The organism is Gordonia sp. OPL2 (assembly GCF_003797825.1).
Taxonomy (GTDB): domain Bacteria; phylum Actinomycetota; class Actinomycetes; order Mycobacteriales; family Mycobacteriaceae; genus Gordonia.
Map to the genome: position 1 here is coordinate 17,359 of NZ_RKME01000044.1, position 13,240 is coordinate 30,598.

Consider the following 13,240-nt stretch of genomic DNA (forward strand, 5'->3'; position numbering starts at 1 on the left):
GGGATCGCTCCCGTTCCTGCGTTCGCCCCGGCGAACACCGCGAACCTATCACGCACGCTCAGATGGATTAGGTCAGTCGACCAATTCACTCGCCGAGAACGTGCGGTTCTCGTCGCGATCGGCGAAATAGCTGGTCAGCGTCTTCGCCAGGTCCCCTTGTTCCCACGCGTCCCCCACCGAGGTGAAGGTCTCCTCGACCGTCGGCGCAGCCATCAGCATGACCTTGCCGCCGTAGACGACGAACACCTGTCCGCTCACCTTCGCGGCATCGGGTCCGGCGAGGTAGGTCACGAGGTTGACGACATGCTCGGGCGACAGCGGATCGACACCGTCGGCGGGAGGCTCCCCGAACACATCGGAGGTCATCGACGTCCGCGCCCGAGGGCAGATCGCGTTGGCACGGACGCCGTAACGCGCCAACGCGCGCGACGCCGACACCGTCAGTGCGATGATCCCCGACTTCGCGGCCGCGTAGTTGGCCTGGCCGCCCGGACCCAGCAGGCCCGCTTCCGACGCGGTGTTGATCAGCCGGCCGTACACCGGCCCGCCCGCTGCTTTCGACGCGGCCCGCCAGTGGCTCGCGGCGTTGCGGTTGAGCAGGAAGTGCCCGCGCAGATGGACCCGGATGACCAGGTCCCACTCGTCGTCGGTCATGTTGAAGAGCATCTTGTCGCGGGTGATCCCCGCATTGCTCATCACCACGTCGAGGCCACCGAGATCCTCGGTGGCGGTCCGCATGATCTCGGTCGCGGTCGCGGAGTCGGCGATGTCACCGGTGACCGGGACGGCGCGGCCGCCCGCACTGCTGATGACATCGAGAACATCACTCGAATCCAACGACGACGCAAGGTCGTTCACGATCACGGTCGCACCGTGCGCGGCCAACCCGATCGCCTCCGCGCGACCGAGCCCCCCACCGGCACCGGTCACGACCGCCACCCGTCCGTCCAACGACCCTCCCACGCCTGTTCCTTTCCGAGGCTGTCACAAACTAGAACCTGTTCTAGCACGAACGCGCTCGGACCGGAACCGGTTGGTCAGATTGGCTGTCGCGAACTCATTCCAGCGACAGCGCGGATTTCGGACAGCTGGCGACCACCTGACGCATTTCCTCTTCCCGCTCGGCGGGAACCTCTTCGGCAAGAATCACCAGGTAATCGTCATCATCGAGGTCAAAGACATCGGGTGCCATACCGACGCACACGGCATTGGACTCGCAGAGGTCGAAATCGGCCTTGATTCGCATCGTGCCCACTCCTTCACGGAAGTTCATCTGGTTGACGGGCTGTGTCATTCAGGTTAGAACGTGTTTCAGAAGTTGGCGAGCAACAGTTCGCCTTCCCCGGTTGATCACTGTAGACACACCCGCCCGAGACCACGCCCCAGAGGACAGCCCGATGCGCATCGCCTATACCGACCAACAGAACGATCTACGCCGTGAACTCAGGGCCTACTTCGCGGGTCTGATGACCGACGAACGCCGCGCCGCGCTGACCGGGGGTGCGGGCGGCGAGCTCGGCGAGGGCGACGCCTACCGCGACGTGGTCGCGCAGATGGGCGCCGACGGCTGGCTCGCACTCGGCTGGCCCACCGAGTACGGCGGTCAGAACCGGTCGATGATGGATCAGCTGATCTTCACCGACGAGGCGGCGATCGCGGGTGCGCCTGTCCCGTTCCTGACGATCAACTCCGTCGCGCCGACGATCATGCATTACGGCTCCGACGAGCAGAAGGCGTTCTTCCTCCCGAAGATCGCTGCGGGACAACTGCATTTCTCCATCGGCTACTCCGAACCGGGGGCCGGCACCGACCTCGCCGCACTGCGCACCACCGCCATCCGCGACGGCGACGAGTACGTCATCAACGGTCAGAAGATGTGGACCAGCCTCGTCCCCTACGCCGACTACATCTGGCTCGCCTGCCGTACCGATCCGTCGACACTCGAGCCGGGCGGAAAGAAGCACAAGGGGATCTCGATGCTCATCGTGCCGACCACGGCCGAGGGGTTCAGCTACACGCCGGTGCACACCATGGCCGGAGTCGACACCAGCGCCACCTATTACCAGGACGTCCGGGTGCCGACGTCGGCGATCGTCGGCGAGGAGGGCGGCGGATGGTCGCTGGTCACCAATCAGCTCAACCACGAGCGTGTGGCCCTGTGCAGCGCGGCCCCGATCCAGACGGCGCTCCGCGAGACGATCGAATGGGCGCAGCACACGAAAACCGGTGACGGCCAGCGCGTGATCGACTCCCCGTGGGTCCAGGCCAATCTCGCTCGGGTTCATGCGAAGGTCGAGTTCCTCAAACTGATCAACTGGAAGATCGCGTCGATCGCCGCGTCCGGGGCATCGCCGAGCCCGGCCGATGCCTCGGCCACCAAGGTGTTCGGCACCGAATTCGCGACCGAGGCCTACCGCCTGCTGATGGAGGTCGTCGGCCCCGCGGCGACCTTGCGGCAGGGCACCCCGGGCGCTCATCTCCAAGGCCGTCTCGAGCGGTTCCAGCGGTCGTCGCTCATCCTCACCTTCGGCGGCGGGACCAACGAGGTCCAGCGCGACATCATCGCGATGCTCGCCCTCGGCCTCCCCCACCAGCGCCGGTAGTCGATCCGACCGCCGGTTGAGGATCGACCCGACCCCCGACCGCCGGTTGAGTAACAACAACAAGACAGCGACCCGACCCCCGACCGCCGGTTGAGTAGCGACAACCACACAGCGACCCGACCCCCGACCGCCGGTTGAGTAGCGACGAGCGAGCGCAGCGAGCCCGACGCGTATCGAAACCCCCACACACCGAAAGCACACCAGCACAATGGACTTCACACTTCCCGAATCCGGCGAGGACGTCCGCGGCCTCGCTCGTGACATCGCCGGCAAGATCAGCACACCGGAACGGATCGCCGACCTCGAGTCGTCGTCGGCGCCGATCGACACCGATCTCTGGCGTGAACTCGGAACGGCCGGCCTGCTCGGACTCGAGGTGTCCAGCACCGTGGCCGGCGAGCGCGGCGGCGACCTCTCGGCGATCGAGAACAACCTGGTGGCCGAAGAACTCGGACGCGCCTTGGCGCGTGTCCCGTTCGCCGCTCACGCCTGCGCCGCCCTGCCGGTGATCGCGACCCGCGCGGATGCACTGCGTGACTCGATCGTGGTGCCCGCAGCCGGGGGCGAGGCCGTGCTGACCGTCGCCTTCGAGGAGGATCTCGGGGTCGACGTCACCGCACCAGCCACCACCGCGACGCGCGACGGTGACCGACTGACCGTCACCGGCACCAAGGTCAACGTCCCCTACGCCGAGGCGGCCGATCACTTCGTCGTCAACGCCACCGGTCCCGACGGCCCGATCGCGGTCGTCGTCCCAGCGCGCTCTGCGGGCCTCTTGATCACCGCCACGGAATCGACGGGCAAGATCCCCACCGCCCAGATCGATCTCACCGATGTCGTCGTCGACGCCGACCATGTCCTCGATGGGGGCCTGGCCGCCGTCCACGACATCGCCGACCGATTCACCCTGGCAGTCTGTGCCGAGCAGTCCGGCGTCGTGACACGTGTGCTCGAACTCGCCGCCGAATACGCCCGTGAGCGTGAGCAGTTCGGCCGCGCGATCGGGTCGTTCCAGGCCGTCGCGCAACGCCTCGCCGACGGCTACATCGACGCGCAGGGCCTGTCGCTGACGACCACCCAGGCATCGTGGATGCTCGCGAATCTCCACACCGACGCGCCCACCGGAGACGAATCCGACCTGCGAACCGCGATCGCGACGGCCAAGTTCTGGGCCACAGAGGCCGGCCATCGCGTCGCCCACACCACGGTCCACGTCCACGGCGGCGTCGGACTCGACACCAGTCACCCGGTACACCGGTACTTCCTGCGCGCCAAGCAGAACGAGTTCACCCTTGGCTCGGCGCCCGTCGTCCTGGCCTCGATCGGCGCCGAGCTGGCCGCCACCCCGGTGTGACTCTCGCGGAGCTGTTGGCCGCGGTCGCGGACGTCGACGACCGCGGCCTTCATCATGGCGACGAGTTCGTGTCGTGGCGTGACCACGTGGCGCTCTCACACGAGTGGGGCACTGCGTTGCGGGAGGTGCTACCGGCCGGCCGTCCGCCGCATGTCGGTGTGCTGATGGGCAATTCGCCGGCGTTCAGCTACCTGCTCGGAGCCGCGGCGACCGGTGCCTTCGTGCTCGTCGGACTGAACACGACACGACGCGGCGCCGCACTCGCGGCCGACATCGCGCGATCCGAGTGTCAGATCCTCGTCACGGACAGCACGTACCGTGCTCTGCTCGACGATGCCGAGCTCGGTGATCTGCCGGTGATCGACTTCGACTCCGGAGATAGCCAGGGAGCGATCTCGATACGCGACTCACTCCGTTCGCCGCTACTCGATCAGCAAGAGGGACGCGACTCACTCTGTTCGCCGCTACTCGATCAGCACGAGGGACACGATCAGCACAGAGCGCCCGACGCCCCCAACCGCTGGTCGATCTCGATACGCGACTCACTCCGTTCGCCGCTACTCGATCCGAGGAGTGGCGACGAGCGAGCGCAGCGAGCCCGACGGGTATCGAGACCACTCCCACACCCACTTCCCGCACCCGACGACCTCATGATGCTCATCTTCACCTCGGGGACAACCGGCGACCCCAAGGCCGTGCGTTGCACGCAACGCAAGTTCGCCGAGAGCGGGCGGATGCTCGCCGATCGCTTCGAGATCGGCGAGCGAGATGTGGTGTACCTGTCGATGCCGATGTTCCACTCGAACGCGGTGATCGCGGGATGGTCGGTGGCCCTGGCCGGGGGTGCCTCGATCGTCCTGCGAGATCGCTTCTCCGCCAGCGGGTTCCTGCCCGATGTGCGCCGCTACGGCATCACGTTCGCCAACTACGTCGGCAAACCGCTCAACTACATCCTGGCGACACCGGAGCTGGCCGACGACGCCGACAACCCGCTGCGGATCATGTACGGGAACGAGGCGTCGGCACGGGATCGTGTGCGGTTCGCCGAACGATTCGGATGCCGAGTCGTCGACGGATTCGGATCGACCGAGGGCGGGGTCGCGATCACCCGCACCCCGGACACTCCCCCGGACGCGCTGGGTCCCCTGCGCGCACCGACTGCTGTCGTCGATCCCGAGTCCGGTGAGCCCGTACCTCCCGGAGTGGTCGGCGAGATCGTCAACACCTCCGGGCCGGGACTGTTCAGCGGCTACCACAACGATCCAGACGCCACCGCGGACCGGATGCGCGGCGGGGTCTATCACACCGGCGACCTCGGCTGGGTGGACGACGACGGCTACCTGCACTTCGCGGGGCGGCTCGGCGACTGGCTGCGGGTCGACGGCGAGAACCTCGGGACGGGACCCATCGAGCGAATCCTCCTCCGGCATCCCGCCGTGCGGCAGGTCGCGGTATACGGCGTGCCCGTCGAGATCGGCGACGAGATCGAGGCGGTCCTGGTCGCCGACGACACCGTCGACGCGGATGGGTTCACCGAATTCCTCAGCGCGCAGACGGATCTCGGCCCCAAGCAGTGGCCGCACCGTGTTCGCCTCACGCACGGATTGCCCGACACCGCCACGTTCAAGACGGTCAAGCGGCAGCTTCGGGACGCCTCCGAGCCGTGCACCTGGGCCCGGCGCGACGGACGTTACGTCGCCGTCCAGCACTCACCGTCGCAGTAGTCGACGACCCTGATACGCCTGCAGTACGGGAGGGCCGGGGCGACAACTGTTGTCGCCCCGACCCTCCTGTACTGCTCTGATATCGCGGCCGCTCAGCTCACCGGGGTGGTGACCGTCGCGTTCATCCGTGCGACCGCACGGTCGTACTCGCCCACCAGACCCGCGATCATGTCGGCCACGGGGACGATCTCGTTGCATCGTCCCACGATCTGACCCGCGGGCATCGCGACGACCTCGGGATCGTCGGCCCGTGAGATCCGCGCGTGCGCCTCACCGACCAACAGGTTCTGCAGCGGCATCGGCAGCGGATCGGGCGCGTCCGGAGCGTCCCAGGCGTCAGTCCACTTCGTCTTGAGCAGACGCGCAGGCTTTCCGGAATAGATCCGCCGCCGGACGGTGTCCCGCGACGTCGCCTTCAGCAACGCCTTCTGGATCGTCGACGGGCCGTCGGCGTCGGGTTGCATGCCGAGCTTGTATTCGGCTGCGGTCAGCCAGTAGGTGCCCATCCACACCCCCTGAGCCCCGAGGGCGATGGCAGCGGCGATCTGGCGGCCGCTGCCGACGCCTCCCGCTGCCAGCACCGGGGCGGAATCGCCCATGGCGTCGACGAGTTCGGGCCACAGGATCATGGAGGTCACCTCGCCGGTGTGTCCGCCACCCTCGTATCCCTGGGCGATCACGATGTCGACCCCGGCCTCGACATGATGCAGCGCATGCTCTTTCGCGCCGGCCAGAGCGGCCACGAGGACACCGTTGTCGTGGGACGTGGCGATGACATCCGCAGGCGGCGAGCCGAGCGCATTCGCGATCAGTTTGATCTGACCGTACTTACGCGCGTGCTCCATCGACACGTCCACGTGTGAGCGGGCCACCGAGTGCAGCCATCCGAGCACGCCCGCGTCGACCCTCTCACCGTTCGGCAGCGGAGGCACACCGAGATCGTCGAGCGTGCGCTCCACGAACGCTCGATGCTCCGGCGGGATCATCGAGTCGAGGTCGAGCTTGCTGCCCTCGGTCGGAATCTTGGCCGGCATCACGATGTCGACACCGAACGGTTTGCCGTCGGTGTTCTGATGCATCCACTCCAGAACCTCGTCGAGTTCGTCGGCCTCGTTGAACCGCACGCAACCGAGGACGCCGAGTCCGCCCGCCCGGCTGATCGCCGCGGCCACGTCCTGGCTCGGGGTGAAACCGAAGATCGGATAGTCGATGCCGAATCGTTCGGCGAGTGCGGTACGCATGTCAGCTCTTCTCCGGGGCGCCGAGCGCCTCATCTGCGGGTCGTTCCTGGGTGATGCCGGCACCCCACCGGTAATCGGGTTTGCCCGCCGGCGACCGTTTGATCTCGTCGACGAACCACACACTGCGCGGGCACTTGTAGCCCGCGAGTTCCTTGCGCACCACGTCGTTCAGTTCGGCGAGGGTCGGCCGGGCGTTGTCGCGGGTGGCGATGACCGCGGCGACCCGCTGACCGAAGCGGTCGTCGGCGACACCGACCACCACCGTGTCGAACACATCCGGATGGGCCTTGAGCGCGCCCTCGACCTCCTCGGGGAACACCTTTTCGCCGCCGGTGTTGATCGAGACCGAGCCCCGGCCGAGCATCGTGATGGTGCCGTCCTCCTCGACCTGGGCGAAATCTCCCGGGAGTGAATACCGAACCCCGTCGAACTCCTTGAATGTCTTCGCCGACTTCTCCGGGTCGTTGTGATAGCGCAGCGGGATGTGGCCGGTGCGGGCCAGCACACCGATCTCGCCGGTGCCGGGTGTCACCCGAGAGCCGTCCTCGCGCAATACGTGGGTCTCGCTGTCGGCCTTCACCCGCGGGCCGCCCGTGTGGGGCGAGTCCTTCGAGGCCACGCCGAGACCGCCGAATCCGGTCTCCGACGACCCGATCGCGTCGATGATGATGGCATTCGGGAAGCGGTCGATGAACTGTTCCTTGATGCTGGGCGAGAACAGACACGCCGACGACGCGATGGACACCACACTGCTCAGATCGTGCTGGTCCTTCTCCGCCAGCGCCTCGATCATGGGACGCCCCATGGCATCTCCGGTGATGAACACGACGTTGACGCGATGCTTCTCGATGACGTCCCAGACGTGGCTTCCGCTGAACTCCGGGTACACCACCGCTTTTCCGCCACCGAACAGCGCCTGGAAGATCGCCCACTGCGACCCGCCGTGGATGAACGGCGGGATCGGGAACCGGACGAGCTGCCCGCCGTCGGCGCCCTCACGCGCGAGTTGCCACTCGTCGGCAACGGGAGTGCTGGTGTACCAGTCGATTCCACCGCCGAGGACGCGCCAGACGTCGACCTGACGCCAGACGACACCCTTCGGCTTCCCCGTCGTACCACCGGTGTAGAGCATGTACAGATCGTCGTCGGACCGCTCCTCGAAGTCCCGCTCCGGACTCGCCCCGGCGATGGCGTCCTCGAAGCGGATCGAATCGGGGTAACCGGAACACGTCAGCGCCGCATCAGACCCGTCCTCGACGACGATCCGGTGGCCTATGGTCGGCGCTTTCGGCAACGTGTTGCACACGCGCTCGCAGAACTGTCGCTCGTGGATGAGCACCGACATCCCGGAGTCGGTGAAGATGTGCTCGAGTTCGGATTCCACATAGCGGTAGTTCACGTTCACCATCACCGCGCGGGCCTTGAAGATGGCGACCATCGACTCGACCGCCTCGATGGTGTTCCTGCTGTACAAGCCCACTCTGTCGCCCGGTTGCACGCCGAGTTCGCGGAGCTTGTGGGCAAGGGCGTTGGATCTCGCCTCGAGCTGGGCGTAGGTCCGCGTCTCGTCGCCGGATTCCAGCGCGATGCGGTCGGGTACCAGGTCGACGGCATGCTCGATGAGGTCGGCAATCGTATAGGCCATGGCAACAAAATTAGAACGTGTTATCGTTTCGGGCAAGCAGCAATCACGCACAGATTCGCGAGGGACGACGATGACCACTGTTGCCGGCGCCGAGACCGACACCGACCGGGCACCGGAGTGCCTCGTCGAGAAGCGCGGCCACATCCTGATCGTGACCATGAACCGGCCCCAGGCGCGCAACGCGCTGTCGGCGGAGATGATGCGCATCATGGTCGAGGCCTGGGATCAGGTCGACACCGACCCCGACATCCGGGTCGCGATCCTGACCGGCGCCGGGGGCGCGTTCTGCGCCGGTATGGACCTCAAGGCGATGAACAAGAACTCCCCGGGGGACACCGCCGATCAGGGCACGTGGAATCCAGCCAGCCTGCCGGCACTGCTGAAGGGCCGCCGGCTGACCAAGCCGCTGATCGCGGCCGTCGAGGGACCAGCCATCGCCGGGGGCACCGAGATCCTGCAGGGCACCGACATCCGCGTCGCCGGCGAGGGTGCGAAGTTCGGTGTCGCAGAAGCACGGTGGGGGCTGTTCCCGCTCGGCGGCAGCGCCGTGCGCCTGCCCCGGCAGATCCCGTACACGATCGCCGCGGATCTCTTGCTTACCGGCCGGCACATCACCGCGACCGAGGCCAAGGAGTACGGCCTCATCGGGTACGTGGTCCCCGACGGCTCCGCCCTCGACAAGGCCCTCGAGATCGCCGAATCCATCGCCGCCAACGGTCCGCTCGCGGTCCAGGCGATCCTCAAGACCATCCGGGACACCGAGGGTCTTCACGAGCTGGACGCGTTCGAGATCGAATCGAAACTCGGCATCGCCGTGTTCAAGAGCAAGGACGCCAAGGTCGGCCCGCGAGCGTTCGCGAACAAGGAGAAGCCGGTCTTCACCGGCGAGTGAGTGCGACTTCGTAGTACGAACCCGCGCTCGACGGGTGTTCGTACTACAGAATGGGTGCCGTCGCCCGAACACGCCGCGGCGTCACCGAGAGCTCGAACCCCCTCGGCACCATAGTCAGTCGCTCCTCGACATCGAGCTCGTAGTCGGGATCGGCGGTGATGTCATACCGATGGATGAGGCACGCCAACACCAGAACCGCCTCATGTAGCGCAAATTGGCGTCCGATACATGCGCGAAGTCCGGCACCGAACGGCTTGTAGCTGTGCGCCGGACGCTTCTTGACCTCGGCCGGCAGGAACCGATCCGGGTCATAGACATCGGGCTCGCGCCATACGGCGGGATCACGATGCACCTGGCCCAGGACGATCACCGCCCAGTCGTCCGGCCGCATTCGGTGACCACCACCGATCGTGGTCTCCTCCCTCGGGCTGCGGGCGAATCCGGGCACGGTCGGCCAGATCCGTAAGGCCTCGTCCAGACATCGCCGGATGTACCGGAACTTCGGGACCTGCTCGAATGTGGGTGTTGCGTCCACGACGTCACCGAGGATGTCGTCGACCTCCTGTCGCGCTCTGGCGAGGCACTCGGGATGGCGCGACAGATAGTGCAGCGTGAAGGACAGTGCACCCGAGGTCGTTTCGTGCCCGGCGACGAGGAATGTCAGGATCTGATACCGGATGTTCAACGGCGACAGGCGCTCTCCGGTCTCGGGATGCGCCGTGTTGAGCATGATCCCGAGCAGGTCGTGCTGATCGGCGCTTCCGGCGCGTTCGGCGATCAGGTCGTCGAGGAGTTCGTCGACGTACGCCTGCTGGGCGGCGTTGCGGCGGTCGAGCCATCGACCCAACAAGCGACCGCCGGGTGCGGTCAGCAGACCGCCTTTCCGCCGTCCGGTCTCCAACGCACGGATCATGGCGTCGACGAACGGATGCGGTCGTGAGGTGGTGAACGATCCGAAGTCGTGACTGAACGCCGCGCGGCTGAGCGTCTCCATGGTGAGTTTCGTCATCGATCGCGTGACGTCGACCGGCCCGGACTGCCGATCCCAGTAGTCGAACAGCTCGCCGACCGTCTCCAACATGATCGGGTGATAGGACTGCATCGCCGATTTGGTGAAGGCCGGCATCAGCAATTCGTGCGCGAGTTGCCAATTCGGCTCGTCGTTGTGTGCGGTGAACAGCCCGTCGCCCGCGTAGTGCCGGAGCGCGACGATTGCGGGCGGAAGTGCCTTGCAGAATCGCGACTCGTCGCAGAGTTCCGCCGCGAGAGCAGCACTCGACACGAACACGAAGTTCTGCCGGAAGATCCGCATCTCGTAGATCGGACCGAGGTCCGCGCCCCATTCGAGGAGGTCCAGCAGTGGGTGGCGCGGATCGGACACCCCCAGATCACCGATCAGCGGCTTGCGTCGGCCTGCATGCGGAAAGGACTGTCCCGACCAGTCGTTCTTCAGTGTGGCGACCACGTCTCGACACTGCGCCCGGCCGACGATCATGTCAATCCACCCAGGGGTGGAATCGAGTCCGTACGCGCCCTTGACACCTTCGATAATAGCGAGCAGTCTCTGATAAATGATGGATCTGCAGCTCGCACGATCGGTCCTCGACGCCCAGCCATTCAGTCGGATGATCGGGGCACGCCTGACCCGTGTCGGCGACGACGGCGTCTCGTTGGTCGTCGACATCCGCGACGACCTCAGGCAGCAGTACGGCTACATCCATGGCGGGGTGCTGAGTTACCTCGCCGACAACGCGCTGACGTACGCGGCAGCGCTCGGTCTCGGGACGGACATCATCACCAGCGGTTTCAGCATCGAGTACCTCGCGCCCGCCGACGACGGTCGGGAACTGGTCGCCGATGCCGTGCTCGTCCACTCGGGTCGAACGAAAGCTGTTGCGCGGTGCGACATCAGCCTGGTCGCCGACGACGGGTCGCGGCGGATCGTCGCTGCGGCGCAGGGTACGAGCATGGTGCGGGGCCGTGGGTCGTCGACCACAGTTCAGCGCTGACGAGATCCTCGACGCGGCACTGACGCTCGTCGTCGACGACGGCCCTGGCGCGGCGACCGCCACCGCGATCGGTCGGGCGATTGGCGCGCCGTCGGGTTCGGTGTATCACCGCTTCGCCAGCCGGGACGAACTGATGGCCCGGTTGTGGCTGCGCACGATCATCCGATACCAGGACGGTGTCGTCGAGGCGCTGACGATCGACGACGCCGACGGCGCCGCGCGCGCTGTCGTCGCCCACTGCTTCGACTGGACCGCCGCGCACCCCGGAGAGTCCGCGTTGCTCGTGCAGTACGACAAGCGCGATCTCACGCGGTCGTGGCCGGACACCCTTGCCACAGAACTCCGTAAGCACAATCGGTCAGCCCGCGCCGCACTGCGCGGCTATGCTCGTCGACGCTTCGGCGACGACGGCCCCGAGATCATGGACCGGGTCACCTTCGCGCTCGTGGACCTGCCGTATGCGGCGGTCCGCCGACACCTTCCGGATCGGGGTGTTCCTTCGGAGTGGTTGCGCGACTTCACCGTTCGGTCGGCGCTGGCGATTCTCGCGGAGATGGATCGTGGCGGGGACCCTTCGTGACGCTCGCAAGCCCGCCAGCACCACGATCCCTGAGGAGCGAGCTTGCGAGCGTCACGAAGGGTCACACCAATGTCGCCAGCTCTCGGATCGTCTCGGTGTCGCGGGCGGTCACCATGAGCATGGTCACCCCGGCCGCCTCCCACTGCTTGATCTGCGCGCGAACCTCATCGGCGGTTCCCGCGATCATCGTCTCGCGCACCATCTCGTCGGGCACCGCAGCCATCGCCTCGGCCTTACGACCTTCCCGGAAGAGCGCACCGATCTCGTCCACCGCATCGCCGTACCCCATCCGCCGGTACAGCTCGGCGTGAAAGTTCTTCTCCTTGGCGCCCATTCCGCCGACGTACAGCGCGGTCGACGGCCGGTATCGCTCCACCGCCTCCGCGACGTCGTCGGTGATCACCACCTGCACGGTCGCGGCGACCTCGAACTCATCGCGGGTGCGTCGGGCCCCCGGTCTGCCGAATCCCTCCGCCAGCCATTCCTCGTACTGATCGGCGAGCCGCAGGCTGTAGAAGATGGCCAGCCAGCCGTCGGCGATCTCCGCCGTCTGCGCGACGTTCTTGGGCCCCTCGGCGCCGAGCCAGATCGGGATGTCGGCCCGGAGCGGGTGCGTGATCGGTTTGAGGGACTTGCCGAGTCCGGTCGCCCCCGGTGCGTCCGACGGATAGGGCAGAGGGTGATGCGGGCCGGCGCTGGTCACCGCTCCTTCCCGCGCGAGGACATCTCGGACAACCTGGACGTACTCACGCGTGCGGGCGAGCGGTTTGGCGAACGGCCGCCCGTACCACCCCTCGACGACCTGCGGCCCCGACACCCCGAGTCCGATGATGTGCCGACCACCGGACAGATGATCGAGCGTCAGCGCGTGCATCGCCAGTGAGGTGGGCGGTCGGGCGGAGAGTTGGGCAACCGCCGTCCCGAGTCGCACACGCTCGGTGGCGGCCCCCCACCACGCCAAGGGGGTGTACGCATCCGACCCCCACGACTCGGCGGTGAACACCGCATCGAATCCGGCCTCCTCGGCGGCCGCGATCAGTGCGGGAGCGTTCTCGATGGGCCCCCGCCCCCAATAGCCGAGCTGTAGTCCGAGCTTCACCGTTGCGTCCTCCACGGGTCCGTGACGTGCATCTTGTGCCTCAATACTAGAACGTGTTCTACTCGACTGGTGAGCACCAGCACAACTGCACCC

12 protein-coding genes are annotated in these 13,240 nt (G+C 66.6%); 6 read left to right on the forward strand and 6 right to left on the reverse strand.

Going from position 1 to position 13,240, the window contains the following annotated elements; translation table 11 throughout:
• Window positions 1-72 precede the first annotated feature (72 nt).
• Both EEB19_RS25140 and EEB19_RS25145 read right to left on the reverse strand, forming a co-directional pair.
• Window positions 73-963 (reverse strand): 3-oxoacyl-ACP reductase, encoded by an 891-nt coding sequence (locus EEB19_RS25140; RefSeq protein WP_187590054.1) that lies wholly within the window; start codon window positions 961-963, stop codon window positions 73-75.
• Window positions 964-1,057: 94 nt separating this feature from the next.
• Complete coding sequence (locus EEB19_RS25145; RefSeq protein ID WP_187590055.1) at window positions 1,058-1,246, reverse strand: ferredoxin; 189 nt, start codon at window positions 1,244-1,246, stop codon at window positions 1,058-1,060.
• Window positions 1,247-1,397: 151 nt separating this feature from the next.
• Between EEB19_RS25145 and EEB19_RS25150 the strand changes: the two genes are divergently transcribed.
• From EEB19_RS25150 to EEB19_RS27110, 3 genes are all read left to right on the forward strand, one after another.
• A complete protein-coding gene (locus EEB19_RS25150) occupies window positions 1,398-2,603 on the forward strand; it encodes an acyl-CoA dehydrogenase family protein (RefSeq protein ID WP_187590056.1) in 1,206 nt (401 codons plus the stop codon).
• Window positions 2,604-2,811: 208 nt separating this feature from the next.
• Window positions 2,812-3,957, forward strand: a complete 1,146-nt coding sequence (locus EEB19_RS25155) for an acyl-CoA dehydrogenase family protein (protein WP_187590057.1) — start codon at window positions 2,812-2,814, stop codon at window positions 3,955-3,957.
• Window positions 3,954-5,681 carry a long-chain-fatty-acid--CoA ligase gene (locus EEB19_RS27110; RefSeq protein ID WP_187590058.1) on the forward strand — a complete coding sequence of 576 codons (1,728 nt, stop codon included), beginning with the start codon at window positions 3,954-3,956 and terminating at the stop codon, window positions 5,679-5,681. The genes EEB19_RS25155 and EEB19_RS27110 overlap by 4 nt, the downstream gene beginning before the upstream one ends.
• A 92-nt stretch (window positions 5,682-5,773) precedes the next feature.
• Here EEB19_RS27110 and EEB19_RS25165 read toward each other — a convergent pair whose 3' ends face one another.
• Together EEB19_RS25165 and EEB19_RS25170 are read right to left on the reverse strand one after the other, a co-directional pair.
• On the reverse strand, window positions 5,774-6,922 hold the full coding sequence (locus EEB19_RS25165; protein WP_187590059.1) for a nitronate monooxygenase family protein: 1,149 nt from the start codon (window positions 6,920-6,922) through the stop codon (window positions 5,774-5,776).
• Between the two features lies 1 nt (window position 6,923).
• Window positions 6,924-8,567: an acyl-CoA synthetase gene (locus EEB19_RS25170; protein WP_187590060.1), complete on the reverse strand. Its 1,644-nt coding sequence runs from the start codon at window positions 8,565-8,567 to the stop codon at window positions 6,924-6,926.
• Between the two features lie 70 nt (window positions 8,568-8,637).
• Between EEB19_RS25170 and EEB19_RS25175 the strand changes: the two genes are divergently transcribed.
• Complete coding sequence (locus EEB19_RS25175; protein WP_187590061.1) at window positions 8,638-9,459, forward strand: crotonase/enoyl-CoA hydratase family protein; 822 nt, start codon at window positions 8,638-8,640, stop codon at window positions 9,457-9,459.
• A 43-nt stretch (window positions 9,460-9,502) separates the two neighbouring features.
• On the opposite strand, the gene EEB19_RS25180 is transcribed toward EEB19_RS25175, so the two are convergent.
• Complete coding sequence (locus EEB19_RS25180; protein WP_262365910.1) at window positions 9,503-10,924, reverse strand: cytochrome P450; 1,422 nt, start codon at window positions 10,922-10,924, stop codon at window positions 9,503-9,505.
• A gap of 106 nt (window positions 10,925-11,030) precedes the next feature.
• Between EEB19_RS25180 and EEB19_RS25185 the strand changes: the two genes are divergently transcribed.
• Both EEB19_RS25185 and EEB19_RS25190 read left to right on the forward strand, forming a co-directional pair.
• Window positions 11,031-11,468, forward strand: coding sequence for a PaaI family thioesterase (locus EEB19_RS25185; RefSeq protein WP_187590063.1), 438 nt, complete (start codon window positions 11,031-11,033; stop codon window positions 11,466-11,468).
• Window positions 11,440-12,048, forward strand: a complete 609-nt coding sequence (locus tag EEB19_RS25190) for a TetR/AcrR family transcriptional regulator (protein ID WP_187590064.1) — start codon at window positions 11,440-11,442, stop codon at window positions 12,046-12,048. Before EEB19_RS25185 ends, EEB19_RS25190 begins: the two co-directional genes overlap by 29 nt.
• Before the next feature lie 61 nt (window positions 12,049-12,109).
• Here EEB19_RS25190 and EEB19_RS25195 read toward each other — a convergent pair whose 3' ends face one another.
• The gene (locus EEB19_RS25195; RefSeq protein ID WP_187590065.1) at window positions 12,110-13,147 is read right to left on the reverse strand and encodes an LLM class F420-dependent oxidoreductase; all 1,038 of its coding nucleotides are present in this window, start codon (window positions 13,145-13,147) and stop codon (window positions 12,110-12,112) included.
• Between the last annotated feature and the right edge of the window lie 93 nt (window positions 13,148-13,240).

Excerpts from the sequence above, each read along its gene's own strand:
- EEB19_RS25145 (WP_187590055.1), bottom strand. The coding sequence starts at position 1,246 with ATGCGAATCAAGGCCGATTTCGACCTCTGCGAGTCCAATGCCGTGTGC.
- EEB19_RS25150 (WP_187590056.1), top strand. The coding sequence starts at position 1,398 with ATGCGCATCGCCTATACCGACCAACAGAACGATCTACGCCGTGAACTC.
- EEB19_RS25155 (WP_187590057.1), top strand. The coding sequence starts at position 2,812 with ATGGACTTCACACTTCCCGAATCCGGCGAGGACGTCCGCGGCCTCGCT.
- EEB19_RS25165 (WP_187590059.1), bottom strand. The coding sequence starts at position 6,922 with ATGCGTACCGCACTCGCCGAACGATTCGGCATCGACTATCCGATCTTC.
- EEB19_RS25170 (WP_187590060.1), bottom strand. The coding sequence starts at position 8,567 with ATGGCCTATACGATTGCCGACCTCATCGAGCATGCCGTCGACCTGGTA.
- EEB19_RS25175 (WP_187590061.1), top strand. The coding sequence starts at position 8,638 with ATGACCACTGTTGCCGGCGCCGAGACCGACACCGACCGGGCACCGGAG.
- EEB19_RS25185 (WP_187590063.1), top strand. The coding sequence starts at position 11,031 with ATGATGGATCTGCAGCTCGCACGATCGGTCCTCGACGCCCAGCCATTC.